The 26,959-nt window shown below is 73.7% G+C and carries 25 protein-coding genes; 9 read left to right on the top strand and 16 right to left on the bottom strand.

Going from position 1 to position 26,959, the window contains the following annotated elements; all coding sequences use genetic code 11:
• Positions 1-4: 4 nt before the first annotated feature.
• Both BM339_RS35175 and BM339_RS35170 read left to right on the top strand, forming a co-directional pair.
• Entirely contained in the window at positions 5-832 is an 828-nt protein-coding gene (locus BM339_RS35175; RefSeq protein ID WP_083598326.1) for an SDR family oxidoreductase, read from the top strand.
• A complete protein-coding gene (locus BM339_RS35170; protein WP_075023682.1) occupies positions 832-1,740 on the top strand; it encodes an SDR family oxidoreductase in 909 nt (302 codons plus the stop codon). The genes BM339_RS35175 and BM339_RS35170 overlap by 1 nt, the downstream gene beginning before the upstream one ends.
• Before the next feature lie 22 nt (positions 1,741-1,762).
• Here BM339_RS35170 and BM339_RS35165 read toward each other — a convergent pair whose 3' ends face one another.
• On the bottom strand, positions 1,763-3,187 hold the full coding sequence (locus BM339_RS35165) for a serine/threonine-protein kinase (protein ID WP_075023681.1): 1,425 nt from the start codon (positions 3,185-3,187) through the stop codon (positions 1,763-1,765).
• A 214-nt stretch (positions 3,188-3,401) separates the two neighbouring features.
• On the opposite strand from BM339_RS35165, the gene hrpA reads away from it, so the two are divergent.
• A complete protein-coding gene (hrpA, locus tag BM339_RS35160; RefSeq protein WP_075023680.1) occupies positions 3,402-7,334 on the top strand; it encodes an ATP-dependent RNA helicase HrpA in 3,933 nt (1,310 codons plus the stop codon).
• A gap of 15 nt (positions 7,335-7,349) precedes the next feature.
• On the opposite strand, the gene BM339_RS35155 is transcribed toward hrpA, so the two are convergent.
• On the bottom strand, positions 7,350-7,574 hold the full coding sequence (locus tag BM339_RS35155) for a hypothetical protein (protein ID WP_021599100.1): 225 nt from the start codon (positions 7,572-7,574) through the stop codon (positions 7,350-7,352).
• Between the two features lie 55 nt (positions 7,575-7,629).
• Between BM339_RS35155 and pip the strand changes: the two genes are divergently transcribed.
• A complete protein-coding gene (gene pip / locus BM339_RS35150) occupies positions 7,630-8,589 on the top strand; it encodes a prolyl aminopeptidase (protein WP_021599101.1) in 960 nt (319 codons plus the stop codon).
• A gap of 98 nt (positions 8,590-8,687) precedes the next feature.
• Positions 8,688-10,181: a coiled-coil domain-containing protein gene (locus BM339_RS35145; protein WP_075023679.1), complete on the top strand. Its 1,494-nt coding sequence runs from the start codon at positions 8,688-8,690 to the stop codon at positions 10,179-10,181.
• A 12-nt stretch (positions 10,182-10,193) separates the two neighbouring features.
• Here BM339_RS35145 and BM339_RS35140 read toward each other — a convergent pair whose 3' ends face one another.
• The 3 genes from BM339_RS35140 to BM339_RS35130 form a co-directional block, all read right to left on the bottom strand.
• Positions 10,194-10,409, bottom strand: coding sequence for a hypothetical protein (locus tag BM339_RS35140; protein ID WP_021598398.1), 216 nt, complete (start codon positions 10,407-10,409; stop codon positions 10,194-10,196).
• Between the two features lie 145 nt (positions 10,410-10,554).
• Entirely contained in the window at positions 10,555-11,244 is a 690-nt protein-coding gene (locus tag BM339_RS35135; protein WP_083598325.1) for a hypothetical protein, read from the bottom strand.
• Between the two features lie 515 nt (positions 11,245-11,759).
• Entirely contained in the window at positions 11,760-12,275 is a 516-nt protein-coding gene (locus tag BM339_RS35130) for a hypothetical protein (RefSeq protein ID WP_075023677.1), read from the bottom strand.
• A 186-nt stretch (positions 12,276-12,461) separates the two neighbouring features.
• Here BM339_RS35130 and BM339_RS35125 point away from each other — a divergent pair, with 186 nt between their 5' ends.
• Positions 12,462-13,250 (top strand): ABC transporter ATP-binding protein, encoded by a 789-nt coding sequence (locus BM339_RS35125; protein ID WP_021598401.1) that lies wholly within the window; start codon positions 12,462-12,464, stop codon positions 13,248-13,250.
• A gap of 60 nt (positions 13,251-13,310) precedes the next feature.
• Here the strand turns inward: BM339_RS35125 and sigJ are convergent, their stop codons facing one another.
• Positions 13,311-14,216 carry an RNA polymerase sigma factor SigJ gene (sigJ, locus tag BM339_RS35120; RefSeq protein ID WP_075023676.1) on the bottom strand — a complete coding sequence of 302 codons (906 nt, stop codon included), beginning with the start codon at positions 14,214-14,216 and terminating at the stop codon, positions 13,311-13,313.
• Positions 14,217-14,364: 148 nt separating this feature from the next.
• On the opposite strand from sigJ, the gene BM339_RS35115 reads away from it, so the two are divergent.
• Entirely contained in the window at positions 14,365-16,542 is a 2,178-nt protein-coding gene (locus BM339_RS35115) for an MMPL family transporter (RefSeq protein ID WP_177287855.1), read from the top strand.
• Positions 16,543-16,587: 45 nt separating this feature from the next.
• On the opposite strand, the gene BM339_RS35110 is transcribed toward BM339_RS35115, so the two are convergent.
• From BM339_RS35110 to BM339_RS35070, 9 genes are all read right to left on the bottom strand, one after another.
• A complete protein-coding gene (locus BM339_RS35110) occupies positions 16,588-17,952 on the bottom strand; it encodes an AAA family ATPase (protein WP_235206589.1) in 1,365 nt (454 codons plus the stop codon).
• Entirely contained in the window at positions 17,949-19,421 is a 1,473-nt protein-coding gene (locus BM339_RS35105) for a hypothetical protein (RefSeq protein WP_075023674.1), read from the bottom strand. The genes BM339_RS35110 and BM339_RS35105 overlap by 4 nt, the downstream gene beginning before the upstream one ends.
• 7 nt (positions 19,422-19,428) lie before the next feature.
• Complete coding sequence (locus tag BM339_RS35100; protein ID WP_024936672.1) at positions 19,429-20,523, bottom strand: hypothetical protein; 1,095 nt, start codon at positions 20,521-20,523, stop codon at positions 19,429-19,431.
• Positions 20,520-21,353 carry a hypothetical protein gene (locus tag BM339_RS35095; RefSeq protein WP_075023673.1) on the bottom strand — a complete coding sequence of 278 codons (834 nt, stop codon included), beginning with the start codon at positions 21,351-21,353 and terminating at the stop codon, positions 20,520-20,522. Before BM339_RS35095 ends, BM339_RS35100 begins: the two co-directional genes overlap by 4 nt.
• A 68-nt stretch (positions 21,354-21,421) precedes the next feature.
• On the bottom strand, positions 21,422-22,027 hold the full coding sequence (locus BM339_RS35090; RefSeq protein WP_075023672.1) for a class I SAM-dependent methyltransferase: 606 nt from the start codon (positions 22,025-22,027) through the stop codon (positions 21,422-21,424).
• 18 nt (positions 22,028-22,045) lie between these two features.
• Entirely contained in the window at positions 22,046-22,435 is a 390-nt protein-coding gene (locus BM339_RS35085) for a VOC family protein (RefSeq protein ID WP_075023671.1), read from the bottom strand.
• 54 nt (positions 22,436-22,489) lie between these two features.
• Positions 22,490-23,356, bottom strand: a complete 867-nt coding sequence (locus BM339_RS35080; protein WP_075023670.1) for an NAD(P)-dependent oxidoreductase — start codon at positions 23,354-23,356, stop codon at positions 22,490-22,492.
• Positions 23,357-23,502: 146 nt separating this feature from the next.
• Positions 23,503-24,594 carry a phosphotransferase enzyme family protein gene (locus BM339_RS35075; protein ID WP_256255606.1) on the bottom strand — a complete coding sequence of 364 codons (1,092 nt, stop codon included), beginning with the start codon at positions 24,592-24,594 and terminating at the stop codon, positions 23,503-23,505.
• A 122-nt stretch (positions 24,595-24,716) separates the two neighbouring features.
• Complete coding sequence (locus BM339_RS35070) at positions 24,717-25,118, bottom strand: nitroreductase family deazaflavin-dependent oxidoreductase (RefSeq protein ID WP_021598175.1); 402 nt, start codon at positions 25,116-25,118, stop codon at positions 24,717-24,719.
• Positions 25,119-25,290: 172 nt separating this feature from the next.
• Between BM339_RS35070 and paaI the strand changes: the two genes are divergently transcribed.
• Positions 25,291-25,686, top strand: coding sequence for a hydroxyphenylacetyl-CoA thioesterase PaaI (gene paaI, locus BM339_RS35065; protein ID WP_052357972.1), 396 nt, complete (start codon positions 25,291-25,293; stop codon positions 25,684-25,686).
• Between the two features lie 11 nt (positions 25,687-25,697).
• Here the strand turns inward: paaI and BM339_RS35060 are convergent, their stop codons facing one another.
• On the bottom strand, positions 25,698-26,564 hold the full coding sequence (locus BM339_RS35060; RefSeq protein WP_083598354.1) for a helix-turn-helix domain-containing protein: 867 nt from the start codon (positions 26,562-26,564) through the stop codon (positions 25,698-25,700).
• Between the two features lie 189 nt (positions 26,565-26,753).
• Here BM339_RS35060 and BM339_RS35055 point away from each other — a divergent pair.
• Positions 26,754-26,959 (top strand): transposase (locus BM339_RS35055; protein WP_143118734.1); only part of this gene is annotated, 206 nt, incomplete at its 3' end.

Genomic DNA, 26,959 nt, shown 5'->3' with positions numbered 1-26,959 from the left:
CGGCATGGCACTGACGCTCGACCTGGGCGGCAGGACCGTCGTGGTCACCGGCGGCGTGCGCGGGGTCGGCGCCGGGATCAGCCGCGCCTTCCTGGAGGCGGGCGCCGACGTCGTCGCCGTCGCCCGGCGCGAGCCGGAGGAGGTCCCGGAGGCGGGCGGGCGCGCCGCGCGCTTCGTCCCCCTGGACGTCCGCGACCCCGACGCCGTGCAGGAGTTCGCGGACGGCCTGGATCACCTCGACGTCCTGGTCAACAACGCCGGAGGCGGCCCGTACCTGCCGCTCGCCGAGGGTCGGCTGCGCACCCACGTCAAGATCATGGAGCTGAACCTGACCGCGCCGCTGATCATGGCCCGGGCGCTGCGGCCGAAGATCCTCGCCCGCGGTGGCGGCTCGGTCATCAACATCGGCAGCGTCAGCGGGGTGCGCCCGTCGCCCGGTTCCGCCGCCTACGGCGCGGCCAAGGCGGGCCTGCACAGCCTCACCCGGTCCCTGGCCATCGAGTGGGCGCCGCACATCCGGGTCAACACGCTGATCCTCGGGATGGTCCGCACGGAGGCGTCGCGGACCCACTACGGGGACGACGAGGGCATCGCGGCGGTCGGCCGGACCGTCCCGATCGGCCGCCTCGCCGACCCCTACGAGGTCGGCGCCGCGTGCGTGTTCCTCGCCTCCGACCTGGCGTCCTACGTCACCGGCTCGTCCATGCAGGTGCACGGCGGGGGAGAGCGCCCGCCGTTCCTGGACGCCGCCACCGTGAACAAGCCGCCCGTGAACGAGTCATCCGTGAACGAGCCGTCCGCCGACCAGCCGCCGGCACCGAAGGAGTCGTGATGATCTGCAAGGACCGGGTGGTCGCCGTCACCGGCGCCGGGCGCGGGCTCGGCCGCGCGCACGCGCTGGAGTTCGCCCGGCAGGGCGCCCACGTCGTCGTCAACGACCTCGGCGTCGCCCGGGACGGCACCGGCGGCGCCTCCGCCGGCCCCGCGCACGACGTTGTCCGGGAGATCGAGGCGCTCGGCGGCCGGGCCGTCGCGCACACCGGCGACATCGCCACCGACGCGGGCGCCGCCTCGCTGGTCGCGACGGCGGTCGACACGTTCGGCCGGCTGGACACCCTGGTCAACAACGCCGGGTTCCTGCGCGACCGCATGCTGGTCAACCTCGGCGAGGACGAGTGGGACGCCGTCATGCGCGTCCACCTCAAGGGCCACTTCCTGCCGCTCAAGCACGCCGGGCGGCACTGGCGGGCGGAGAGCAAGGCCGACCGCGCCGTGGACGCCCGCGTCGTCAACACCTCGTCCGGCGCCGGGCTGCTCGGCAGCGTCGGCCAGGGCAACTACTCCGCGGCGAAGGCGGGCATCGTCGGGCTCACCCTCGTCGCGTCGGCCGAGCTCGGCCGGTACGGGGTGACGGTCAACGCGATCGCGCCGGCCGCCCGCACCCGGATGACCGAGGAGGTCTTCGCGCAGACGATGGCCGCGCCCGCCGAGGGCGCGTTCGACGCCATGGCGCCGGAGAACGTGTCCCCGCTCGTGGTGTGGCTCGGCTCCGCCGGGTCGCGGGACGTCACGGGGCGCGTCTTCGAGGCCGAGGGCGGGAGGATCTGCGTGATGGACGCCTTCCGGCACGGCCCGGCCGCCGACAAGGGAGCCCGCTGGGAGCCCGCCGAGGTCGGCGACGTCGTCGCGGACCTGCTGGCGAAGGCGCCCGCCCCCGAACCCGTCTACGGCGCGGGCTGACCCCGCCGTCGCGCTCGGCGGCTCAGCGGGGCCGGTAGTCGTCCATGTACCGGCGCACCTTCTCGGTGTACGGCTTGAACCGGTCCGGGACGCCGCCCGCCTTCACGACGGTCTTCGACGAGCTGCGGTAGGTGGCGGCGAGGTTCAGCGCCGGATCGCCCGGCACGCCCTTGAGGTCCTTGCCCCAGTAGCACAGGAACCGGCCCATCGCCGGGATCGACAGCTCCGGCGTGATCTGCGCCGGCCTCGGCTCCGGGTTGTCGAGCCCGCCCGGCTGCCAGAACACCAGCACGCGGGGCGTCCACCGCGCGATGCCGTACTCGTCCTTCGCCGGGTCCGCCAGGTCCGGGTCGAAGCCGCTCTCCGCCTTCAGCATCGCCGCGATCAGCGCCGGGCTCAGGCCGGGCATCTCGCACCACGTCCCGGCCTGGACGATCAGATCCCGGTACCGGGCCGGGACGTCCGATCCCGGGCGCAGCCACCGCGCGTGCCGGTCCCCGGCCGCGGAGCCGCCGCCGTCCCCGCCCGCCAGCCCCCAGACGGCGGCGGTCGCCGCGAGCGCGACGACGAGGGCCCCGGCCGCCGCCGCGATCATCGTCTTCGGCCGCCGGCCCGGGCGTCCGGCCCCTGCCGGAGGCGACCCCGTCAGGGGATCGGTGCCGACGCCGCCGGCGGCGCTCGCCAGGGCCTCGCCGAACTCGGCCGCCGACGCCCAGCGCCGTTCCCGGTCGGGCTCCAGCGCGCGCAGGACGGCCGCGCTCACGGCGGGCGGGATCGCGGGCCGGGTGTCGCCGGGCGGGCGCGCGGGGACCGCGGGCGGCTCGCCGGTCAGCAGGTGGTGGGTGAGCGCGCCGAGGCCGTAGATGTCGGCGCGCCTGTCGGGGGCCCCGTCGACCTGCGTCTGCTCGGGCGCCATGTACCCGGGCGAGCCGGCCGGCAGCGTCAGGCTCGACAGGTGGTCCTCGGTCCGGGCGATGCCGAGGTCGGAGATCATGAGCCGCTCCCCGCCGCCGGGCGCCGACCGCAGCAGCACGTTGGACGGCTTCAGGTCGCGGTGCACGACGCCGAGGTCGTGCAGTTCCTGGACGCCCAGGCTGATCTCCCGGGCGGTGCGCAGCGCCTCGGCCGGCGGGAGCGGCCCGCCCGCGAGCCGCTCCGCCAGCGTGCCCCGGTCGGCGTAGGTCATCACGAAGTAGGGGCGGCCGTCCGGCAGCTCCCCGATGTCGAAGACCTGCACCAGCCGGTGCGAGTCGGCCCGGCGCAGCAGCCGTGCCTCCTGGACGAACCGGTCGCGCACGTCGGTCCGCAGCGTCCAGTGCTCGGCCAGGATCTTGATCGCGACGGGGGAGTCGAGCTCCGGGTCGTGGCCCAGCCACACCGAGGCGAAGCCGCCCGAACCGAGAAGGCGGTCGATCCGGTAGCGGCCGGCGGCGGTCGGGTGCTCCACGTTTCCCCATCATGAACGATCGCCCCGCCGGGCGCAGTGTCTTGGAGTGAACGAGCCGGTGCGAGGGGTGGCCGTCACGGGTGGAATGCGCCCGCTTCGGAGGGCGTTGTCCCCACGGGAAAATGGATCGCCCGCCACCGGCCGATCCGGCTACGGTCAGAAGGTTTGCGGGGAGCGTGGGCGGGGGCCCGCGCCCCTATCCTTGTCGATGACTATGGGGACGAGTGTGAAACCGCCGCTCGCCGACCTGCGCGCGCGCCTGCCGCGGCTGATGCTGCGTGACGAGCACCGGCTGCGCCGCCGGATCGACGGCGTCCAGAAGATGCGGGACGCCCGGCGCCAGGCCAGGGTCGCCGAGGAGATCACCGCCGACATCGAGGCCGCCGAGCGGCGCGTCGAGCGGCGGCGCGGCGCCGTGCCCGCGATCACCTACCCCGCGCAGCTGCCGGTCGCGCAGAAGAAGGACGACCTGCTCGCCGCCATCCGCGACCACCAGGTCGTGATCGTCGCGGGTGAGACGGGCTCCGGCAAGACCACCCAGATCCCCAAGATCTGCCTGGAGCTCGGCCGGGGCGTGCGCGGCTCGATCGGGCACACCCAGCCGCGCCGGCTCGCCGCCCGGACGGTCGCCGACCGCATCGCCGAGGAGCTCGGCACCGAGCTCGGCGACGCCGTCGGCTACAAGGTGCGCTTCACCGACCGCTCCAGTGACGGCACGCTCGTCAAGCTGATGACGGACGGCATCCTGCTCGCCGAGATCCAGACCGACCGGCTGCTCCGCCAGTACGACACCCTGATCATCGACGAGGCGCACGAGCGCAGCCTGAACATCGACTTCCTGCTCGGCTACGTCAGGGAGATCCTGCCCCGCCGCCCCGACCTCAAGGTCGTCATCACCTCGGCGACCATCGACCCGGAGCGGTTCTCCGCGCACTTCGGCGACGCCCCGATCGTGGAGGTGTCCGGCCGGACGTACCCGGTGGAGGTCCGGTACCGGCCGATCACCGACCCGGAAGACCCGTCCGCCGATCCCGACCGCGACCAGATCCAGGCGATCGTCGACGCGGTGGACGAGCTGGGCCGCGAGGCGCCCGGCGACGTCCTGGTGTTCCTCAGCGGCGAGCGGGAGATCCGCGACACCGCCGACGCGCTCACCAAGCACTTCACCCGGCGAAAGTCGGCGACCGAGGTCCTGCCGCTGTACGCGCGCCTGTCGTCGGCCGAGCAGCACCGGGTGTTCCGGCCGCACCGCGGCCGCCGGGTCGTCCTCGCGACCAACGTCGCGGAGACGTCGCTGACCGTGCCGGGCATCAAGTACGTCGTCGACCCCGGCACCGCGCGCATCTCCCGCTACAGCCACCGGCTGAAGGTGCAGCGGCTCCCGATCGAGCCGGTCTCCCAGGCGTCGGCGAACCAGCGCAAGGGACGCTGCGGGCGCGTGTCCGAGGGCGTGTGCATCCGGCTGTACTCCGAGGAGGACTTCGAGTCCCGCCCCGAGTTCACCGACCCGGAGATCCTGCGGACGAACCTCGCCTCCGTCATCCTGCAGATGACCTCCCTCGGGCTCGGCGACATCGCCGCGTTCCCGTTCGTCGAGCCGCCGGACCGCCGCAACGTCAAGGCCGGCGTCGACCTCCTGCACGAGCTGGGCGCGATCGACCCGGCCGAGAAGGACCCGCGCAAGCGCCTCACCCCGCTCGGCCGCCGCCTCGCCCAGCTTCCCGTCGACCCGCGGCTCGGCCGCATGATCCTGGAGGCGGACCGCAACGGCTGCGTCCGCGAGGTGCTGATCATCGCGTCGGCGCTGTCGATCCAGGACCCGCGCGAGCGTCCCGCCGACCACCAGCAGGCCGCCGACGACAAGCACCGCCGGTTCGCCGACCCCACGTCCGACTTCCTGGCCTACCTGAACCTCTGGAACTACCTGCGCGAGCAGCAGAAGGAGCTGTCGGGCAGCGCCTTCCGCCGGATGTGCAAGCACGAGTTCCTGCACTTCCTGCGCGTCCGCGAATGGCAGGACCTGCACGGCCAGCTCAAACAGGTCGCCAAGTCGCTCGGCGTCACGATCAACACCGCCGACGCGCCGCCCGACCGCGTCCACACCGCGCTGCTCGCCGGACTGCTGTCGCACATCGGGCTCATGGACACCGAGAAGAAGGACAAGCAGCGGCGCGGCCACGAGTACCTCGGCGCCCGCGGCGCGAAGTTCGCCGTGTTCCCCGGATCGTCGCTGTTCAAGAAGCCGCCGCGCTGGGTGATGTCGGCCGAGCTGGTCGAGACGTCCCGGCTGTGGGGACGGATCAACGCCAAGATCGAGCCGGAGTGGGTCGAGCCGCTGGCGGGCCATCTGGTGAAGCGCAACTACAGCGAGCCGCACTGGTCCAAGAAACAGGCGGCCGTCATGGCTCGCGAGAAGGTCACGCTCTACGGGGTGCCGATCGTCGCCGACCGCCGCGTCAACTACGGGCGCATCGACCCCGTGCTCTCCCGCGAGCTGTTCATCCGGCACGCCCTCGTCGAAGGCGACTGGGAGACCGGTCACCGGTTCTTCCACGACAACCGCGCGCTGCTGGACGAGGTGGAGGAGCTGGAGCACCGTGCCCGGCGCCGCGACATCCTCGTCGACGACGAGACCCTCTTCGACTTCTACGACGCGCGCATCCCCGAGGACGTCGTCTCCGGCCGTCACTTCGACGCCTGGTGGAAGAAGGCCCGGCGCGACGACCCCGACCTGCTCGGCTTCGAGAAGTCGATGCTCATCAACGAGACCGCGGGCGGGGTCAGCGAGTCCGACTATCCCGACGTGTGGAAGCAGGGCCCGCTTCGCCTGCGCCTCACCTACCAGTTCGAGCCGGGCACCGACGCTGACGGCGTCACCGTGCACGTCCCCGTCCAGGTCCTCAACCAGGTGCGGCCCGACGGCTTCGAATGGCAGGTGCCGGGCCTGCGCGCCGAGCTCGTCACCGAGCTGATCCGGTCGCTGCCCAAGCAGCTGCGCGTCAACTTCGTCCCGGCCCCCGACTACGCCCGCAAGGTCCTCGACCGCGTGGCGCCGCGCAGCGAGCCGCTCCTGGACGCGCTGGAGCGCGAGCTGACCGCGATGACGAGCGTGCCCGTCGCGCGGGAGGCGTGGGACCCGTCCCGCCTGCCCGCCCATCTGCGCATCACGTTCCGGGTCGTGGACGACAGGGGACGCGGCCTGGGCGAGGGCACCGACCTCGACGAGCTGAAGCGCCGCCTCGCCGGCCAGGTGCGCGGGACCCTGTCCAAGGCGGCGTCCACCATCGAGCGCTCCGGCCTCACCGAGTGGACGATCGGCGAGCTGCCCCGCACCTACGAGCGCAACCAGGCCGGGTACGACGTCAAGGCGTATCCGGCGCTCACCGACGAGGGCGCCGCCGTCGCGGTCCGCATGTACGAGACCGAGGCCGAGCAGCGCCGCGCCATGTGGCTCGGCACGCGGCGGCTGATCCTGCTGAACGCGCCGTCGCCGGTGAAGCTCATCCAGGGCCGGCTGACCAACAAGGGCAAGCTCGCGCTGAGCCACAACCCGCACGGCTCCGTCACCGCCCTCTTCGACGACTGCGTCACCGCCGCCGCCGACCGGCTCATCGCCGAGGCGGGCGGACCCGCCTGGGACGAGGCCGGGTTCCGCGCCCTGCACGACCGGGTGCGCGCCGACCTGCACGACGCCACGGCCGAGATCGTCGCGCTGGTGGAGCGGATCCTGGCGGAGGCGCACGAGGCCGACCGGCGGCTGCGCGGCACGACGAGCCTCACGCTCGTCCCGGCGCTGACCGGCATCCGCGGCCATCTCGGATCGCTGATCCGTCCCGGGTTCGTCACCGCGACCGGCTGGGCCCGGCTGCACGACCTTCCCCGCTATCTGCGCGCCCTGCAGATCAGGCTCGACAAGCTCCCCGAGAACCCCGGCCGCGACCGGATGCTCGCCCATCAGGTCGACGTGCTGGAGGAGGAGTACGAGCAGACGCTGCGGCGCCTTCACCCGTCCCGCCGCGAGGACGAGCCGGCCCGGCAGATCCGCTGGATGCTGGAGGAGTTCCGGGTCAGCCTGTTCGCCCAGCAGCTCGGCACGCGCTACCCCGTCTCCGACAAGCGCGTCCGGAAGGCGATGGCCCAGCTCTGACCCGGGCCGTCCCGGTCAGGCCGGCTGGCGGGCGAACAGCTCCAGGTGCCCGCACTGCGGGCACCGCCAGGCCTCGATCTGCCAGCGCTGCCGCCCCATGCGCTTCGCGCCGCCGAAGATGCCGCGTTCCAGCGGCCCGGCGATCCAGCGGGCGTAGCCGCGGGAGTGCTCTCCGGCGTCCTCGATGAAGCCCGGCTCCAGGCCCTCGGTCCCGCACTGCGTGCACCTCGACTGTTTCATTCCGCGGAGGCTAGTGCCGGCCGGAGCATGATCATAATTCGAGTATTAGTGGGACATGACGCTTCGGGAGTTCTACCCGCCGATCGAGCCGCACGAGTCCGGGCTCCTCGACACCGGCGACGGGAACCGGATCCACTGGGAGTCGTGCGGGAATCCCGAGGGCAAGCCCGCGCTCTTCCTGCACGGCGGGCCCGGCGGCGGGCTGCTGCCCGACAACCGGCGGTTCTTCGACCCGTCCGCGTACCGGATCGTGCTGTTCGACCAGCGGAACTGCGGCCGGAGCCTCCCGTTCGCCGGCGACCCGGCGGTCTCGCTGGAGAACAACACCACTCCCCACCTGGTCGCCGACATCGAACGGCTGCGCGAGCACCTGTCCATCGACCGCTGGCTCGTGTTCGGCGGGAGCTGGGGGAGCACCCTGGCCCTCTCCTATGCGCAGGCACACCCCGCCCGGGTCACGGAGCTGGTACTGCGGGGGATCTACCTGGTCCGCCCGCAGGACGAGGCGTGGGGGTTCACGCCTGGCGGCGCCGCGCATCTCTTCCCGGCCGAATGGGCGGCGTTCCGGGACGCGATCCCGGAGGGAGAGCGGGGCGACCTCGTCGCCGCCTACGGGCGCCGCGTCCGCCACCCGGACCCGGCGGTGCACGTCCCGGCCGCCCGCGCCTGGATGGCCTGGGAGGACACCGCGAACACCCTCCTGCCCGTCCCGTCCCCCGACCTGGACGACGCGGTCGTCGTGGCGTTCGCCCGCATCCTGCACCACTACATCGCCAACGGCGGGTTCCTCCCGGAAGGAGGCCTCCTCGCCGGCGTCGACCGCATCCGGCACATCCCCGCCGTGATCGTCAACGGGCGCTACGACATGAAGACGCCCCTGGACCAAGCGTGGGATCTGCACCGGGCATGGCCCGAGGCCGAGTTCCACGTCGTCGAGGACGCCGGCCACGGAGGATCGGAACCCGGCACCCGCGACCGGCTCATCGAGGCCACGGACCGCTTCGCCCGCCGGTGATCCGGGGCCGCTCTCCCCGCGCCGCCACGACGTGGTCGCCCCCACAACTACCTCGCAAGTCACTGCAGCACCTCGAAGTAGTGCGTATGGTTCATTCCATGCCTAACAGCGAAGAGCGCGACAATAGCGGCCCCGCGGGGGCGGCCGCGGCTCCTGCGGGCGCGGTCGCCGAAGGCTCAGGGGAGAGCACCGAGACGGCGGTCGCTCGGATGGGCGACCCGGTGACGGTCTGGCCGTGCGCCAACTGCGGGCGCCCCGTCCCGCAGCCGGTCGGGGCCGTCCGCGCCGTCCGCTACTGCCAGGACAACGAGGGCGCCTGCGCCCGCGAGGCCCGCGAGCGCCGCGACCGGGGCCGGGACGCGCCCGGCCTCACCGGGCAGGTCGCCTCGGCGTGGGAGATGGTCGAGCGGCTGGAGAAGGCCGCCGACGCGCTCGCCGACTCGCTGACCGCCGAGCTGAGCGTCGCCGGGGTCGAGCGGCGCGTCGCCGAGGTGCGCGCCGAGGCCGCCCGCGAGCTCGCCATCGCGCAGAGCGAGCGGGACGCCTCCCAGCGCAAGGCGGAGGAGGCCTGGCAGGAGGCGTTCTCGGCCCGCAAGCGCGCCGAGTCGGCCGAGGCGGACGCCTCCCGCCACCGCGAGGAGGCCAAGGTCGCCACCGCCAAGCGGGACGCCGCGCAGCAGGCTTGGGAAGAGGCGCACCAGGTCGCGCAGCAGGCGATGACGGCCAAGCTCGCCGCCGAGAGCGAACGCGACCGGGTCGCGGCCCGGGAGACCGAGCTGCTCGCCGCGCTGGAGGCGGCGCGGGCCGAGCTCGTCGGCCTGCACGCCAAGCTCGCCGAGGCGGAGGGCGCCGCCGAGTCGCAGCGCGTCGAGGCCGCGGTCGCCAAGCAGGGCGCCGACGACCTGCGCAACGCCATGCGCGACACCGAGGCGCAGCGGCAGCGCGCCATGCAGGCCGCGAGCAAGGCCGAGGCCGAGCGCGCCACCGCGCTGCGCGCCCAGTCCGAGGCCGAGGCGGAGGTCGTCCGCGCCAACGCGCGCGCCGACGAGGCCGCCAAGGAGCGCGACGCCGCCCAGACGCAGGCCCAGGCCGCGCTGGCCGAGCGGGACGAGCTCACCACCAAGACCAACGACCAGGCGGTCCAGCTGCGGCAGCTGTCCCAGTCGGTCGCCGAGCAGCAGGCCGCGCTCACCGCCCTCGCCGAGGAGCGCGACGCCGCCCGCGCCGAGGCCGACCGCGCCCGCCGCCAGATCGACCAGTTCACGCACAGCACGCTGTCGTCCAACTTCCCGCCCGGCGGGCGGATGCCGGGCGGCGGCCACCCCGCGCCCCCGCAGGGCCCGCCGCGCGTGCCCCTGCCGCCCGGCACGCAGCCCCCCGGCTCGCGGCCCGGCCCGCCCCCCGCCGGCGCCCCCGCGCCGAACGGGGCGCCGGCCCCCCTCGGGGCGCCCCTCCCGAACGCGGCACCCGCCCCCAACGGGGTGCCGGGCTCGAACACCGGCGGCCACCCCGTGCCGGGCGGCGCACCCCCGAACCACGGCCGCCCCGTCAACGGCGTGGACCGGGAGGATCCGCTCTTCACGGGCCCCTGACCGGCCGGTCGGTCAGCCGTACCTGATCGCCACGAACAGCGCCAGGCTGGCCACCGTCGTGACCAGCATGACCTGGCCGCGCTCCCGCGCCACGGTGTGCCGGAGGGTCGCCGCCCGCCGCCGGACGAGCCGCATGTCCGACGCGGCGCGGCGGGCCCGCTCCCAGTGGACGCCCATGTAGATCGCCAGGGCCACCAGCCCGAGGATGATCAACCCGTCTCCGCGCATGAGTCCGCCTCCGTTTCCGCGGCAGCTCAGATTGAACAGCGGATCCGGCGGCACCGACAGTGTCCGGCGACACATTTCCGCGCATTGGTCGGAACCGGACCGGGTCGGCCGCCGGATCATGGGCCGGACGGCCGCCCCGGAGATCTCAGCGCCCGAACGACGCGGGGTCGACCTCGATCCAGATCTGCTCGGCGCGCCCCAGCAGCCTGCCCTCCGCCCCGTACAGCGCCGTCGCCGCGTGCATCTTGCGGCCCTCCCGGCTCCGCGCGAGACCCATCACCACGCACTGCTCGCCCGCCTCCGGCACGTCCATGACCTGCGCGGTCATGGTGCCGAGCACCGCGGGCCTGCCGGCCACGTCGAACGACCAGCCGCCCGGGCAGTCCAGCGCCGCCCACACCAGCTCCCGCTCGGGCGTCCGCTCCGGCACCCACGGCGCGGCGACGGTGCCCTCGCCCACGGGCCCCGGTTCGAGCCGCAGCCCGTCCCCGGGCGCCCGGTCCGGCCCGCACACGAAGCAGCCGGGGAACGGATGGTTCTCCGCGGCCCGGTACTTCTCCGCCGCGACCAGCGCGTCCTCGAACGGGACGGGCGCGATGGGCGGCACCACGATCGCCCCCGCCAGCGCCTCGGCGATCAGCAACTCACCGTCCCAGAGCCGCGCGCTGTGCCCGCGCTCGTCCTCCACCGTGACGGTCAGTTCCGTCTCCAGCGGCGGCGGCTGCCGCAGCGTCACCGTCACCGTGTCGATCGGCACCCGCCCCGCGAGCCGCCCCGCGACGTAACCGCCGTTCCCCGACCCCTCCGGCCCGTGAAACCGTCTATCAATGATCACTTTCGCCCCCGTGCTGACGCACCCCACCAAAACGGCACCGATCCTAATAACCCCCACCGACACCGATCCCCCCCGGGGGTAGCAGTGTTCATGGCAGTGCCCTCCTCCTTCGGGCCTGGCGGCCCTCCATCGTCGGGCACCGCGGGCGATCGCTGCATCGCTCCGGCTCGCCTTGCGGCTCGCTGCGCGATCAGGGTCTTGCTTCGCTCGCCCCTGCCTTCGGACGCGATCGCAACCATTGAGGTTGTTGCGGGGTTGCGGTGGTGGCTGAGGGGTGCGCGCGACCGTCCCGTCCTGTGGTCTCGCCCTGCTTGAATCTGCTCCCGGACGCGAGCGCGGCTATGCGGTTTACGCGTGGGGTGGCCGTGGGGTCTCGCTTTGGCTCGTCTTGTGGCTCGCTTCGTTGACCCTGCCTCTGGGTGGGATTGCGGGGCGTGGGGATGGCGTGGGGTGGGCTTGGCTTTTGTGCTCGTTGGGCAGGTGGGGGCGCGCTAGGCCCGAGGAGAAGAGGAAAGCTAGACAGCTCTCGAGGGTTGGGGGCGGCCCGGGCGGGTGGTGAAGAAGACCGAGAGGGAGCCTTGGAGGCGGGCGCGGACGGTCTCCTCGTCGACGGGGCCGTCCTCGGGGACGGGGGTGCGGTCGAGGGCGCGGGCGATGAGGAGTTCGACGTTGCGGTCGGCGACGAGGACGGAGCAGGTGTCGCACGCGTACCAGGGGTAGAGCATGTTGAGGACGGCGACCGCGGTGTCGTCGTCGGACAGGTGCGTGGTGTCGAGCTCGACCTCGAACATGTCGGTGTCGTCGGGGTCGAGCGTGGGGTAGTAGAGCCAGCTCGGTCCGGACACGCCGCAGAAGTCGCAGACGTGGTCCTGCGGGGCGGCCTCGCCTACCGCGAGTTCCAGCTCGTGGTCCCACGGCTCCACCCGCCGGTTGTGGCGGTAGCCGACGCCGTCCAGCGAGCCCTCGCGGTTGTGCGTCACGTCGTGCACCTCGCCGCCGCACCGGGCGCACATGAAGCCGATGTCCTCCATGTCCCTCCCCTGATCGCTGAGGCACCGATCTCACAGTATCCGCCCGGACGCCTCGCTCGTGCCAGGCGGCGGCACTCGGGTAGCTTGAAGATCGTCACGACGCCTCCGTCCCGGCGATCCCGGTCTCCGCGCGTCACGCGCGCCGCTCACCCCGCGCGCTAGTCATACCCACGAACGGGAGGTTCCGTGCCCGACGTCGTGCTGAACGCGGACAAGATCGATCTGGTCCGGGAGCGGCGGCCGCTGCTCGACCGCGTCACGATGACGGTGCTGCGCGGCGAGCACTGGGCGCTGATCGGGCCGAACGGGGCGGGCAAGAGCACGCTGCTCGGCATTCTCGGCGCCTACACGCATCCGACGCGCGGGTCGGCGGAGATCCTGGGCCGCCGGCTCGGCCGGGTGGACGTCCAGGAGCTGCGCAGGCTCATCGGGCAGGTGAACCCGCGGCATCCCCTGGAGTCGGCGCGGACGGTCCGGGAGATCGTCCTCACGGGGGTGACGGGCACCATCGAGCTCGTGCCGCGGTGGACGCCGTCCGAGGACGACCTGCGCCGCGCCGACGAGCTGATCGAGCTGATGGGGCTGACGCCCAGGGCGGACGCGCGCTGGCCGACCCTGTCGCAGGGCGAGCGGGGACGGACGCTGATCGCGCGGGCGCTCATGCCGGATCCGGCGCTGCTGCTCCTCGACGAGCCCGCCACGGGCCTGGACGTCGCCGCCCGGGAGCGGCTGCTCGCGAGCCTCGACCAGCTGCGCGCCGACCGTCCCGGCCTGACGACCGTGCTCGTCACGCATCACCTGGAGGAGCTCCCGACCAGCACCAGCCACGCGCTGCTGCTGCGCGAGGGGCAGGTGCTCGCCTCGGGACCGGCCGGGGAGGTCCTCACGACCGAGCTGGTCAGCGCGTGCTTCGACCACCCGATCACCATCACCCGGCACAACGGTCGCTGGGCGGCGACGGCGGGACACGCCTGAAGGGCCCTCCGGGTACCACACCGAGGCATCCGCGAGACGGATGTCCGGCCGAAGCCCGTCTCAGCCCAGCTCCGGAACCTTCGCGAGCTTGTCCGGGTTGCGGATGAGGTCGATCGCGGTGATCAGCCCGGCGTCCACCGTGAACGCCATGACCGACAGTCCGCCGTCGCCGTCCCGGGCCACCAGCCCGGGAACGCCGTTGACCTCGGCGGGCAGGATGTCGAACGGGCCCGCGGCCTGGGCACGGGCCAGCAGCATGCCGGCCACGAGCCCCGCCTCCCGCACGGCGTGCCGCAGCGTGACGACCTTGCCCCCGCCGTCGCCGCGCAGCACGACGTCCGGGTCGAGTAGCGCGATGAGGCCCGGCAGGTCGCCGTTCTGGCAGGCGGCCGCGAACGCCGTGACCAGCTCCCGCTGTTCGGCTTCCGTCACCGGTGTCCGCGGACGCCCGTCCTCGACCTGCCGGCGCGCCCGCGAGGCGAGCTGCCGCACCGCCGCCGGTGTGCGGCCGACGACCTCGGCGATCTCGGGGAAGGGGACGCCGAACACGTCGTGCAGTACGAACGCGGTGCGCTCGGCGGGCGAGAGCCGCTCCAGGACGACGAGCAGAGCCATGCTCACCGACTCGTCCAGCGTGACGCGGTCGGCCGGGTCGTCGGAGCCGGCCACGACCAGCGGCTCCGGCAGCCACATGCCGACGTAGTGCTCCCGGCGTGCGCGCGCGCTGCTCAGGGTGTCGAGCGCCAGCCTGCTGACGGTGGTCGTCAGCCACGCGGCGAGGTCACGGACGGACGCGGGGTCGTCCAGCCCGCGCAGCCGCAGCCACGCCTCCTGCACGCAGTCCTCGGCCTCCACCAGTGAGCCCGTCATCGTGTAGGCCACCCGCAGCAGCCGCGGCCGGTTGGCCTCGAAGGACCGCGCCAGCATCTCCTCGGTGTCTCGTACGTCCCGCTCCGTCAGTCCCATGAGCTGTAGACGACGTAGCCGGTCCGGGTGTGACAGGGCATCCCTCCGGCGGGGTGCCCTGTCACACCTCGGAGGGCTGCGTCGTCAGGCAACGAAGCCTCATCAGGCCGACCCATGGACGCCGACGACCCTCCGGGGGGAAGAGATCATGACACTGACCCAAACGGACCGGGAAGAGAACACCCGACCACCTGCGCGGCGAGGAGTGTTCGCCCGCGTCGCGGGGTTCGCCCACCGCCGCCGATGGCTCGCCCTGATCCTGTGGGTGGCGGTCCTGGCCGGCGTCTGGGCCGCCGCGTCGGTCACGGGTGACGACTACCGCAACGACTTCTCCCTCCCCGGCACCGAGTCGCAGCAGGCCGCCGACCTGCTGGCCGAGCACGGCGCCGCCCGTGCGGGGGACACCGTCGAGATCGTCCTGCACGACGAGGGCGGCCTGCGCGAGCCCGGCGTCCAGAAGCGCGTGGGGGACATGCTCGACGAGGTCGCGGGACTGCCCAAGGTCGGCCAGGTCCGCAGCCCGTACGACGGCGAGGGCGCGATCAGCGGGGACGGCACGATCGGCTACGCCACCGTGGTGCTCGACGTTCCCTCGCAGGACATGCCGAAGAACGACACCCAGCGCATCTTCGACACCGCTCAGGAGGTCGAGGGCGACGGGCTCCAGGCCGAGCTGGGCGGCGATGCGGCCCGGCTGCTGGGGGAGGGTGGGACCGGTTCCGCGGAGGGCGTGGGGTTGATCGCGGCGCTGGTCATCCTCGTGCTGATGTTCGGCACGGTCATCGCCGCCGGGCTGCCCATCATCATCGCCCTCTTCGCCGTCGGGTCCACGGTCGGCGGCATCGTCGTGGCGTCGCACGTCTTCACGATCGCCGAGTGGACCCCGCCGGTGATGATCCTGGTCGGCCTCGGCGTCGGCATCGACTACGCGCTGCTCGTCTTCGCCCGCTACCGCGCCGAGCTGGTGCGCGGCGCGGAGCCGGAACGGGCCACCGTGAACGCGCTGGACGCCGCCGGCCGCTCGGTGTTCTTCGCCGGCTGCACCGTCATCCTGGCCCTGCTCGGCCTCGTCGCCTTCGGTCTCGGCTCGCTGCAGGGCATGGCGCTGTCGGTCGCGATGACCGTGCTGATGACCATGCTCGCCGCTCTGACCCTGCTGCCGGCCCTGCTCGGCGTCTTCGGCCGCCGGTTCGCCCGCCAGTTCACCCGGCGCGCCGAGCGGCGCGAAGCCAAGGGCAAGGCCGTCGAGGGCACCGCATGGCGGCGGCTCGCCGCCGTGGTGCAGCGGCGCCCGCTGGCCTCCCTGCTGGCCGCCGCGGTGGTCCTCGGGGCACTCGCCTTCCCGGCGCTGGGCATGCGGCTCGGGTTCTCGGACGCGGGCAGCGACGCGCCCGAGACGACCAGCCGGCAGGCCTACGACCTGCTCTCCGAAGGCTTCGGCCCCGGCTTCAACGGCCCGCTGCTGGTGGTGGCCGACGGCGGTTCGGGCGGCGCCGCCCAGTCCGGTGCCGAGGCGACCCGCGCACTGAGCGGCACCCCGGGCGTGCAGGCCGCCGCGGACCCCGTGCCCACGCCGGACGGCGAGGCCGCGACCATCCTCGCCTTCCCCTCCTCCGCACCGCAGGACGAGGAGACCTCCGAACTGGTCGGCACCCTGCGCGACGACGTACTGCCGGAGCTGTCCGATCGGAACGGTGCCCGGTACCTGGTCGGCGGAGCAACGGCCGCGTCCGAGGACTACGCCGGCAAGGTCGCCGACCGGCTGCCGCTCTTCATGGCCATCGTCGTCGGCCTCTCCGTGCTCCTGCTGATGGCGGTGTTCCGCTCGGTGCTCGTCCCGTTGAAGGCTGCGCTGCTGAACCTGCTCAGCATCGGCGCCGCGCTCGGCGCGATGACCCTGGTGTTCCAGGACGGCCGGCTCGGCGTGGAGCCCGGCCCGATCGAGGCGTACCTGCCGGTGATGGTCTTCGCGATCGTCTTCGGGCTCTCCATGGACTACGAGATCTTCCTGATCTCCCGGATCCACGAGGAGTGGACGCGCTCCAAGGACCCCTCCCACGCCGTGCGGGAGGGACTGGCCCACACCGGCTCGGTGATCACCGCGGCCGGCGCGATCATGGTCGTGATCTTCGGCGCATTCATGCTCAGCTCGCAGCGGCTGCTCCAGCAGGCCGGCTTCGGCATGGCGGTGGCGATCTTCGTGGACGCCGTCGTCATCCGCTGCCTGATCGTTCCGGCGGCGATGGAGCTGATGGGCCGCCGCGCCTGGTGGCTGCCGGCGCCGCTGGCCCGGCTGCTGCCCAAGGTCGAGCTGGAGCGGCACTAGGCGCGGCGCCACCGGTCGCCCGTTCGCCGATTGTTCGCCCAGGCGCTAGCCGCCCGCGACGCGGTGCCGGGCCAGGTGGGCGAGGACCGACTGGTTCGCCTCCCACCCGTCCGGGAACTTCACCGGCACGCCGAGGTGCACCGGTTCGGCGGACGGATGCGCGTCCAGCAGCTCGGGAATCCCCGCCCGCGCCACGACGACGCAGGCGTGCCGGTGCCGCGACGTCAAGACGCACAGCCGCCCCGACTCCAGGTGGAACGCGGTCGCGTCGCGGCGCCCCGACAGCGGATGCAGGACGACCGTCACGTCGTACTCGCGGCCCTGGAGGCGGTTCGCCGTGTCGACGGTGACGCCCTCGCCGTGCGGGCCGAGCGCGGCGCGGATCGCGGTCACCTGGTCGCGGTGCGCGGCGCCGATCGCGACGCGTCCCGCGTCCACCTGCCCCGATCCCAGTTCGGAGTGCGCGACGGGGCCGCGCTGCAGCAGCCGGACGGCGAGCGCCGCCGTGGCCCGGACGGCCTCGGCGTCGGTCCGCAGCGTGTGCCGCGCCGGCAGCTCGTACAGGGCCCAGCCGGTGGACGCCGCCTCTTCGAGCGCGCGGTCGTAGGTGGTGCCCATGCCGCGCGCGGCGTACTCCAGCCGCCGGTCGCCCGGCCCCGTCCCGGCGCGGAAGCCCGTGAACGGGTAGAACGCCTCCGACACGACGGGCGCCGCGGACGCGGGCAGCCGCCACGACACCGGCAGCCGGTGCACGGGCAGGTCCGGGTTGTGCGCGAGCAGGACGGACACGGCGCTGCGCAGCGGGTCCCAGGACAGCCCCGCCCAGCGCTCGACCTCCACGGTGGAGAACGGGTCGAGCTGGCCGGGGTCGCCGACGAACAGCGCCCGCTCGAAGCGCCCGGCGATGCGCAGCAGCATGTCCGAGCGCATCTGGTAGGCCTCGTCGACGATCGCCCACGGCCACGACCCGTCCGAGAGCGTCGCCCACTTCGCGGCGGTCGCGATCACGACGGTGTGCTCGGCGAGGTCGTCGGCCTTCTGCGCGACCCGCACCGCCGGATGCGCCAGCACCCGCTCGGAGGGGAGGTATCCCGACGCCGACAGCCGCCCCAGCGTGATGCCGGGATGCCTCCCCGCTATCCGCTCGATGAGGTCGTCCACCTGCTCGTTCGTCTGCGCGACGATCATGAGCCGCTCGCCGGCCTCGGCCAGGTGCGCGGCGGCCCGCACCACCAGCGTCGACTTGCCCGCGCCCGGCGGGGAGTCGACCACCACGCCGCGGTGCCCACCGCCGAGATCGGCCAGGACCGCGTCGACGACCCGGGCGGCCGCCTCCCCGGGAGCGAGCGGCGACGGGTCCGGATCGTCCGCCGCCACCGGCGTCAGGTGGCGGCCCGCGTGTTCGGTCACGACCATTCCTCTTCGGCGTCCTCGTCGGTCGGCACGTAGTCGGCGGGCGGCCCGCCGTGCGTCCACGGCGTGTCGTCCCGGTCGGGGAACTTCGCCGCGCCGAACGAGCCCTCCGTCAGCGACGTGAAGCACACCCGGTCGCCCACCTCCGGCACGGCGCCCGCCTCCGGAGTGAGCTTTCGGCCCATCCCGCCGGTCAGCTCCAGCACGACGCCGCCGCCGTCCAGCTCCACGATCCTCCCCTTGAGCGCGGGCCGGGCCGCGTTGCACACCGTCGTCCCGGCGTCCAGGCGCACCGGGTCCCGGGTCTCCACCCGCAGCAGCGGGCGGAGCTTCGGCCGCTTGCCGGTCTCGTCCAGCCGGGTCGGGTCGCATTCGGTGACCGTCCCGCCGAACGCCTGGCCGGCCAGCCGGTGCTCGGCCATCACCAGGGGGTCGTCGAACGCTCGCTGCGCGTCGTAGGCGTCCTGCGCGCGTTCGAGGTCGTGCAGCCGCCGCGCCGCGCGGACGGGCGGGTCGCGGCGCGCCTGGGGATACGCCTCGCCGAACGTCTGGTGGTAGTAGGTGAAGGCGTCCCGGTCGCGCTCCCACCGCCGCGGGACGCTCGCCCCCTCCGGCAGCGCACCTAGCAGCCCGACTGCCCGCCACATCAGGTCCCACGTCGGGATGAGCTGGCCGGCGAGCGCGGTGCGCAGCCGCTCCTCGGCGCGCGAGCCGGTGCCCGCCCGGTCGTAGGCGGCGATCGCCGGCGCGAGGACCTCGTTGTCGAACGTCGGGTCGGTCGTCGGCCCCGCCGGCGGGCAGACCACCGGGTCCTCGGCGCGGGCCGCGGCGGCCGGGCCGTCCAGGCCGTCCGGCGGGTCGATCCAGCCCATCAGCGCGGCGAGGTTGCCGTCCTCCAGCGAACTCTGGCCCGTGGCCCAGTGCAGCCGCAGCAGCTCGGTCATCGCGCCCAGCAGCGACGACCCGGGATGGTCGTGGCGGTCGGCGAACCACGTCAGCCAGCGGCCGAGCACCGGCACCGCCGGGTCCACCGCGTACGGGCCCTCGGTGCTGCGGAACCTCGTCGAGCGGCCCATCAGCCGCAGGAACGCGACACCGCCCCGGTTCGGCACGAGCAGCTGCGGCGCGTCCCCGTACCGGATCCTCTCGTCGCCGTCCTTGCCGGGCGGCAGCTCCTCCACCGCGCCCCGGCTCGTCTCGATGTGGTTCAGGACGAGCTTGGCGAGGCTCGCCGCGAACGCGAACCGCAGGTCGCGGTTGCGCGGCTGCGGGACGACCAGCAGCGTCGGGTCGTCCGGCGCGCTGCCGGCCAGCACGGCCAGCGGCGCGGCCGCCTCCCCGGAGAGCTTCAGCGGGACGAGGACCAGCGGCGCGTCCGAGACATGGCAGTGCCGGACGGTCGCGACGGGCTGCGCGATGCCGGCGGCCACCGCCTGCAACCGCGCGAGCGAGGACAGCGCGCTCATGGACGGATCACGCGGCCCCGTGCAGGGCTTCCGCGCGCAGCCGGGCCGCGGCCCGCAGCTGCGCGGCCGTCTCGGCCAGGTCGTCGGACGGGTGCAGCGTCCCGTCCGCCAGCGCGAGCGCGGTGCCGACCGTGTCGACGCCGCCGAGGTCGTCGCGGACGGACCGGCCGAGCGCGCCCGTCGCCCCGCACGCCCGCGCCTCGTCCCGGCAGAACAGCGCCATCTCGCACCCCGACATGCACTCCGGCGAGTACCGGGCCTCCACCGCGCGGACCGACGTGGCGAGCGCCTCGCCGGGCTCGAACGTCAGGTCGCCGGGCAGCTCCACCAGGATGTCGTCGATCCGGGTGAGCCGCGCGAGCTGCCGTTCGAGGACGGCGAGCTGCGGCCGCACGTCCAGCGGCGTCGCGGTCGGGCGGTTGGAGAAGTTCTCCGGGCAGACCAGGAAGACGTCGTGCGAGACGCGCGCCGGGTCGTGCCCCAGCTCGGCCACCAGCCGGCGCAGCGCGAGCACGTACACCGCCGACTGCCTCGCCGCCGCCGCGACCTGCTCGGGCTCGGCCTGCCCGTCCACCACGGCGAACGACTTGACCTCGATGACGTGCAGCCGGCCCGCGAACTGGAACGCGATCACGTCCGGCTCCAGGTAGGCGGGGTGCCCGGCGATCTCCAGCCGCAGCAGCGGATGGTCGAACAGCGTCCCCTCGCCGCTCTCCAGCGCGCGGGCGACCAGCCGCCGGGTGCGCGAGTGCCGCAGCTCCCGGCCCTCGTTGCCCGCGACGACCTCCAGGTCGTCGTAGGAGACCTCGGGGACGTCGAGGCCGAGCCGCTCGCGCAGCAGCGTCAGCAGCTCCGCGCACCCGTCCGCCTTCACCTGCGCCTCGAACACGTTCCCGCGCGTGATCGCGAACTGCGACTGGCCGAACGGCGCGGGGAAGCCCAGCTCCCGCGCCACCGCGTCCTTGTCGACGCCCGCCGCGTCCATCACGCCGCGGCGGGCGCAGCCGGGGTTGGACGTCAGCGCGGCGATGGTGCGGGCGTCGTGATTGCGCGGGGGCGCTCCGCCGCGCAGCCGGTCCAGGTCCGGCGCGGTCTCGGTCATCGGTCCGTCTCTCCGTTGATGGCGGGGCGCCGGCCGGAGTCCCGCAGGGACCGCAGCCGGCTGCCGAACAGCCGTTCCGCGTCGTCGAGCCGTTCCCGGGCGCGGGCCGCGGCGGCCTCGCGCCGCCGCCGGTCCGGCTCCCGGTGCACGTCCAGCTCGGCCCGGGCGGCCTCGGCCAGCGCGGACGGCTCGACCGTACCGACCGTACCGGTGACCGCACCGGGAATGTTGGACGCGAAACGCCACAGCAGCCGCTGCACTCCGGGCGGCGGCGTCCCGCGCCCGGCGTGCTCGGCGAGGCGCACCGCCGACGTGAGGAAGTCGGTGCGCGGGCTCAGCGGGCCGACGATCCGCTGCTCCAGCGGCCACGTGCTCACGGTGAGCAGGCCGCGGGCCGGTGCGAGAAGGTCGGCGGTCAGCGCGGCGCACAGGTAGTACGGCCGGGCGTAGGGGGCGGTGCGGAACGAGCGCTCCTCGTCGCGCCGCAGGCTCGTCAGCCGGCTGCCGGGAATCTCGCCGGGGAAGAAGGCCGCGTACACCGATCCGATCAGCTTGGGCGCGGCGGGGACGCCGAGCAGCGTGAGCGCCTGGTGGACCTGCTCCCGGACGGGCAGCAGCCCGCGCTCGCCGCTGTCGGAAGGCTTCGCCGGCGGGTCGCCGGCGCCGAGGACCGCGTCGTCCCACGCGCTCTCGGCCCGGCGCAGCTCGGTGCGCAGCGCGCGGGCCCCCCGCCGGTCGCCGGACGCCATGGCCCGGCGGACGGCGGCGCGCAGCTCGGCGATGCGCGCTTCCAGCTCGTCGGGGGTCGGGACGCCGGGGGACCGGGGCATGGCGCAGACAGTACAGGTGCTTCCGGACACTTCCAGTGTTTTCCAGCTTTGGCGTGGCGCGATCTGGTTCAGCGCGGCTTCCGCCACACGAGGGAGTACCGCCACAGCAGGTGCCTACGGAAGACGGCGCCGGGCAGGACGCGTTGCGCCTCGTCCCGCACCTCGGCCCAGGTCATGGCGGGATCGGCGATCGGCGCTCCCGGTCCGCCGCGGGAGCGGCGCAGGTTCCGGAGGCGGAGGGCGTGGTGGGCCGGGAGGCCCATTGCCGAGAACGCCCAGTCCCGCGGCCCCTTGTTGCCGGCGAGGCTGATGACCACGAGGCCGCCGCCCGGCCGCAGCGCGTCGCGCATCGCGGACAGCCCCTTGGCGAAGTCCATGTGGTGGATGGCCGCGACGCTGCAGACGAAGTCGTAGTGGTTCTCGGGCAGGTCGTGCTCCAGCAGGCCGGCCTCGACGAACTCGACGTTGCCGATGCCCTCGCTCAGCCTCCTGGCCTTGGCGACCATCTCCGCCGACCGGTCGAGCCCGGTGACGTGCGCCGCCCGCGGTGCGAGGCGGCGCGCGAGCAGGCCGTCGCCGCAGCCCACGTCCAGTGCCTCGCCGCAGCCGCGCGGCACGTTGCGCAGCACGACGTCGTGGTAGTGGGTGTTGTGGTTCCAGTACTCGTCGGTCATCGGCGCCGCCGGTGGGGGTCAGGATCGCTGGTCGCGGCGCAGGGGGTGCGCCTCCGGGACCTCCACGATAACGATCTTGACGCCGTCGGGGTCCTCGATCCACATCTCGACCAGCCCCCACGGCTCCTCGCGCGGTTCCCGCGTGACGCGCGCCCCGGCCGCCGCGAGCCGCTCGTGCTCCGCCCGGACGTCCCGGACCTGCAGCCAGATCATCGGGGACGGTCCCGTCCCGCCCGCGCCGTGCCCGGACACCTCCAGGAACCCGGGGCCGAGGAAGAACACCACGCCGGGGGAGGCGGCCGGGCCGAACTCCCGGTAGACGGCGAGGCCCAGCACGTCGCGGTAGAAGCGCTGCGTGCGCGCCGGGTCACCCGGGCGAAGCAGGATGCGGCTGCTCAGAACGTCCATGCCCACCATCCTCGCCCGGGTGCCGCCCGGGTGCGGGCACCGGGATGCCCGGTGTCAGCCGGTGAAGCTCGCCCGGTAGGTGGCGGCCATGTCCTCGTCGCCGTGGCCCTGCTCGATCACGCGCCGGAACCGCGTGCCCGCCGCGTCGTTCACATCGACCCGGATGCCCGCGCTCGCGGCGGACTCGTGGATCAGCCGGGTGTTCTTCTCCGCGTTGCGGACGGCGAAGCTCGGCTCGAAGTCGCCGGCCAGCATCGCCTTCATCTTCATCTGCAGGTAGACGCTGTCGAGCGGGCCGCCGGTGAGGACCTCGCCGAGCAGGGCCGGGTCGAGCCCGAGCCCCTCGGCCAGGGCGACGGACTCGGCGACGACCGAGGTCAGCGAGATGGCGTAACTCACCGCGGCCAGCTTGAGCCGGGTGCCCGCGCCACTCGCGCCGTCCTCGTCCAGCCACAGGGTCCGGGCGCCGACGGCGCCGAAGACGGGCTCCAGGACCTCGCGCGCCTGCTGCGGGCCGGCGGCCAGGATCATCAGCTTGCCCTGCTCCGCGGGCTGCTTGGTGCCCTGGACGGGGGAGTCCACGAACGTCAGTTCGTGCTCGGCGGCGAACCCGGCCAGGGCCGGGACGTCCGCGACGCCGACCGTCCCCATCTGCGCCCAGACCTGTCCGCTGCGCAACGCCGGGACGGCGTCCTTCATGACCGACAGCGCCGTATCGGCGTCGTTCAGCATCGTGATGACGACCTCGGCGTCCCGGACGGCCCCGGCGGGGGAGTCCGCGACGGCGGCGCCGTCGGCGGCGAGCGGCTCCGCCCTGTCCCTGGTGCGGTTCCACGCCACGACCTGATGGCCGTTCCGGAGGAGGTTCCGGGCCATCGGGGCGCCCATGATCCCGGTGCCGAGCACGGCGATCTGCGTCATTCTCCCGCTCCTTTTGGACTAATCAATTCAAAATGGTGGGGGCGCCAGCTTGGCACAGCGGGCGCATGTCGTGCATCCCCGAACGGGTCCCTACCCGGCCGCGGCGGAGACTCGCCGCGGCCACGCGCCGGACACGACCGGCCGGTTCAGCCGTAGGCGGGGCTCTCCTCCAGCACGTCGGCGGGCGCCGCGGTGTACGGCGCGGCGAACGCGTCGAGGGTGCGTTCGAGCTGGGCGGACCACCAGGGCACGAGGGACGCGGGGCCGCGCTCGGCCGTCCCGTCCTCACCGAGGTACCGGTGGCGCAGCGCCGCCACGTCGCAGAGCCGCTCCCACCATTCGCGGTGCACCGCCGACTGGATCTGGCCGGCGTCCAGCGGGTACGCGGACCGGTGCCCCCGGACGAACGCCTGGACGCGGTCGAGATCGAGGCCGCGCTCGTCCTCGCAGGCGAACAGCCGCGCCGCCGACCGGACGACCTCGCCCGCGACCGGGCCCGTCGTCAGCCCGTCCCAGCCGAGGACGGCGGTGACGTTGCCCGAGCCGCCGTAGCGCAGGTGCCCGGCGTGGAACGAGCCGTGCAGGTGCCCCACCGTGCTCACCTCGATGTCCGGCGGCTGGTGGCCCGCGAACTCGGCGAGCAGGTCGCGGCGTTCGCGCAGGCGGCGGACGGTCAGCGCGTCGAAGTCGGTGCCGCCGTCGCCGTCCGGGACGTCCCGCAGCATCTCCTCCACGGCCGCCGCGGCGTCGGCGGCGCGCGGCGTCGGAACGAGCATGCTCTGCTGGACGGGCGCCGTCAGCTCGTCGAGCGTGGCGTGCAGGCGGCCGAGCAGCTCGCCCAGCGCCTCGCACTGGGCGAACGTCAGCTCCAGCCCGCCGCGCCCGCGGCCCCCGACCCACGGGTACAGGACGTAGCCGCGGCCGGCGGCGGTGACCAGCGTCCGGCCGCCGCGCGCCGGCACCGGCGCGAGCACCGGGAGGCCCGCGGCGTCGAGCGCGGCCGTGACGCCGTGCCGGAACAGCACGCGGCGCCTGTCGGGCCGCTCGTACTCCTTGAGGAAGTAGGCATCGCCGGCAGCGTCGACCCGCCAGCTCCGGGGACCGCGCCCGGAGCCCAGCGGCGTCGCCTCGGCCGGCGCGCCGATCTCCCAGCGGCTCAGCAGCCGCGGCGGCGGCTCGGCGCCGCCCTCGCCGACGCCGCTCCCGCGTTCACTGTCAGAGCTGTATGACGTCGGCACGTCGGCACCTCGGCTGGGTCGGACGGACGGCGGTCGAATGGATGTTCTACGCCGACGCTACACGTCCCGGCCGCGCCGCGAAAGCGGACCGCGCGGACCCGCGGACCGCGCGGTCCGCCGCCTCAGACGCGTTCCAGGATGACGACGGGGATGGGACGGCTCGTCTTCTTCTGGTACTCGTCGTAGTCGGGCCACGTGGCGGCCATCTTCCGCCAGAGCGGCGGCTTCTCCTCGGGCGTCGCCGTGCGCGCCCGAGCGGTGAACCTGTCGCCGCGCACCTGCACCTTCACCTCGGGGTCCGCCTCAAGGTTGAGGTACCAGGACGGGTGCTCGTCCGCGCCGCCGTTGGACGCGACGACCAGGTAGGCGTCGCCCTCCGGCTGGTAGATGAGCGGAGTGGTGTACTCCTTGCCGCTGCGCCGTCCCTTGGCGGTGAGCAGGAGGGTGATGGTGCCCTGCCAGTCGTGTCCCTCCTCGCCGTCCGTCGCCTGGTAGCGGTCGACGTGCTCCTTGCCGAAAAGCATGCATTCTCCCTGTGTTCGGACCTAGAGGCGATCACTGTCGTGAACAGCCGGACCCGCAACGACCTTCCCGATGGGCCGCGTCTCAAATGCGCGCCGTCCGCATCGGCGTGCCGATCACTACCCTGGGCTGGTGGACGACGCGGCAGAGCTGGCGTGGCGGTGCGCCGAGACGATGTACGCCCGGGACAAGGTGGCGCAGGACCTCGCGATGGAGATCGCCGAGGTGGCGCCGGGGCGGGCGCGGCTGCGGATGACGGTCGCGGACACCATGGTGAACGGCTACGGCATCGCGCACGGCGGCTACCTGTTCCTGCTGGCCGACTCCGCGTTCGCCTACGCCTGCAACACCCATGGGGCGGTGACGGTCGCCGCGTCCGCCGACGTGGTGTTCGTGGCGAGCGCGCACGGCGGGGACGTGCTGGAGGCGACGGCGGTGGAACGCGTCCGGTACGGACGGAGCGGCGTCTACGACGTGACGGTCCGCCGCGTCGCGGACGGAGCGGTCATCGCGGAGTTCCGCGGCGGAAGCCGCAGCCGGGACCAGCGCGTCATCGACGGCCCGCCGTGATCCGCACGGGGTCAAAGGTCGTTCAGGACGTCGGTGAGGTAGCGCACGGTGTCGTCGGGGCGCTCGGCGGTGATGCACAGGTTGTTCATGGCGCGCATGTAGGTGTCGACGTCGGTCGGCTTGTCGAGGTAGAGCGCGCTGGTGAGCTGCTCCAGGTACACGACGTCGGACAGGCCGGGCTCGGCGAAGCGCAGGATGGTGAACGGGCCGCCGGCTGCGGCGTGCCCGCCCGCGCCGAACGGCACGATCTGCAGCGTGACGTTGGGCAGCTCGCACACCTCGATCAGGTGCTGGAGCTGGGCCCGCATCACGGCGCGCCCACCGAGGGGACGGCGCACGACCGCCTCGTCCAGCACGGCCCACAGGGTCGGAGCCCCCGGTGAGGTGAACCGGTGCTGCCGGGTGGTGCGCACCTGGACGCGGCGCTCGACCTCCTCGTCGGACGCGTCCGAGAAACCGAGGCGGACGACCGCTCGCGCGTAGTCCTCCGTCTGCAGCAGCCCGGGGACGAACTGCAGCTCGTAGGTGCGCAGCAGGGAGGCGGCCTCTTCCAGGCCGAGGTACACCTCGAACCAGCTGGGCAGGACGTCGCCGTACCGGTGCCACAAGCCGGGGGTGTTGGCCTCCTTCGCGAGCTCCAGCAGCGGGGCCCGCTCGTCCGGATCGGAGACGCCGTACAGGGTCAGCAGGTCGGAGACGTCGCGCTCCTTGAAGCCGACGCGGCCGAGCTCCATGCGGCTGATCTTCGAATGGGAGCCGCGGATCTCGTAGCCCGCCTGCTCGGTGGAGATGCCGCGGGCCTCACGCAGCCGCCGCAGTTGTGCGCCGAGGAGAATGCGCAGGACGGTGGGGCCGCCGCGGCGCGGATAATCGATCAGCCGTCCGGCCGGATCACCCTCGGACGGAGGTGTTGGGGCAGCTGAATCCTGGGCCAAGGGGTCACCAGCCAGTCGACGGGTCTGCGCGGGGGAGGATCGGCACCGCCCTATGTTAGTGCGTGTTTGAGAAGTTGATCTCGGTCGGTGTGTCTGCGTGATGCGGTGTGCCGGTTCGTGCAGGGTGTGGCGATGGCTCGGACGTCGTGTTACCCGTCGGACCTGACCGATGAGGAGTGGGCGCTGGTGCAGCCGCTGCTGCCACCGGCCGGCAGCGGCGGGCGCCCGGAGAAGCATTCGCGGCGCGAGATCGTGGACGCGGTGCTGTACGTGGTGCGCACCGGATGCCCGTGGCGGCAGCTGCCCGCCGACTTCCCGCCTTGGCAGACGGTGTACTG

Origin of the sequence: Actinomadura madurae, from assembly GCF_900115095.1 — a bacterium.
GTDB classification, from domain to species: Bacteria; Actinomycetota; Actinomycetes; order Streptosporangiales; family Streptosporangiaceae; genus Spirillospora; species Spirillospora madurae.
Note: the sequence above shows the minus strand (reverse complement) of the source record. Positions and strands in the feature narration are given on the sequence as shown.

What these genes read in the sequence shown, in the direction of transcription:
- BM339_RS35175 (WP_083598326.1), top strand. Translation starts at nt 5, where the DNA reads ATGGCACTGACGCTCGACCTGGGCGGCAGGACCGTCGTGGTCACCGGC.
- BM339_RS35170 (WP_075023682.1), top strand. Translation starts at nt 832, where the DNA reads ATGATCTGCAAGGACCGGGTGGTCGCCGTCACCGGCGCCGGGCGCGGG.
- hrpA (WP_075023680.1), top strand. Translation starts at nt 3,402, where the DNA reads ATGGGGACGAGTGTGAAACCGCCGCTCGCCGACCTGCGCGCGCGCCTG.
- BM339_RS35155 (WP_021599100.1), bottom strand. Translation starts at nt 7,574, where the DNA reads ATGAAACAGTCGAGGTGCACGCAGTGCGGGACCGAGGGCCTGGAGCCG.
- pip (WP_021599101.1), top strand. Translation starts at nt 7,630, where the DNA reads ATGACGCTTCGGGAGTTCTACCCGCCGATCGAGCCGCACGAGTCCGGG.
- BM339_RS35145 (WP_075023679.1), top strand. Translation starts at nt 8,688, where the DNA reads ATGCCTAACAGCGAAGAGCGCGACAATAGCGGCCCCGCGGGGGCGGCC.
- BM339_RS35140 (WP_021598398.1), bottom strand. Translation starts at nt 10,409, where the DNA reads ATGCGCGGAGACGGGTTGATCATCCTCGGGCTGGTGGCCCTGGCGATC.
- BM339_RS35130 (WP_075023677.1), bottom strand. Translation starts at nt 12,275, where the DNA reads ATGGAGGACATCGGCTTCATGTGCGCCCGGTGCGGCGGCGAGGTGCAC.
- sigJ (WP_075023676.1), bottom strand. Translation starts at nt 14,216, where the DNA reads ATGGGACTGACGGAGCGGGACGTACGAGACACCGAGGAGATGCTGGCG.
- BM339_RS35115 (WP_177287855.1), top strand. Translation starts at nt 14,365, where the DNA reads ATGACACTGACCCAAACGGACCGGGAAGAGAACACCCGACCACCTGCG.
- BM339_RS35105 (WP_075023674.1), bottom strand. Translation starts at nt 19,421, where the DNA reads ATGAGCGCGCTGTCCTCGCTCGCGCGGTTGCAGGCGGTGGCCGCCGGC.
- BM339_RS35100 (WP_024936672.1), bottom strand. Translation starts at nt 20,523, where the DNA reads ATGACCGAGACCGCGCCGGACCTGGACCGGCTGCGCGGCGGAGCGCCC.
- BM339_RS35095 (WP_075023673.1), bottom strand. Translation starts at nt 21,353, where the DNA reads ATGCCCCGGTCCCCCGGCGTCCCGACCCCCGACGAGCTGGAAGCGCGC.
- BM339_RS35090 (WP_075023672.1), bottom strand. Translation starts at nt 22,027, where the DNA reads ATGACCGACGAGTACTGGAACCACAACACCCACTACCACGACGTCGTG.
- BM339_RS35085 (WP_075023671.1), bottom strand. Translation starts at nt 22,435, where the DNA reads ATGGACGTTCTGAGCAGCCGCATCCTGCTTCGCCCGGGTGACCCGGCG.
- BM339_RS35080 (WP_075023670.1), bottom strand. Translation starts at nt 23,356, where the DNA reads ATGACGCAGATCGCCGTGCTCGGCACCGGGATCATGGGCGCCCCGATG.
- BM339_RS35070 (WP_021598175.1), bottom strand. Translation starts at nt 25,118, where the DNA reads ATGCTTTTCGGCAAGGAGCACGTCGACCGCTACCAGGCGACGGACGGC.
- paaI (WP_052357972.1), top strand. Translation starts at nt 25,291, where the DNA reads ATGTACGCCCGGGACAAGGTGGCGCAGGACCTCGCGATGGAGATCGCC.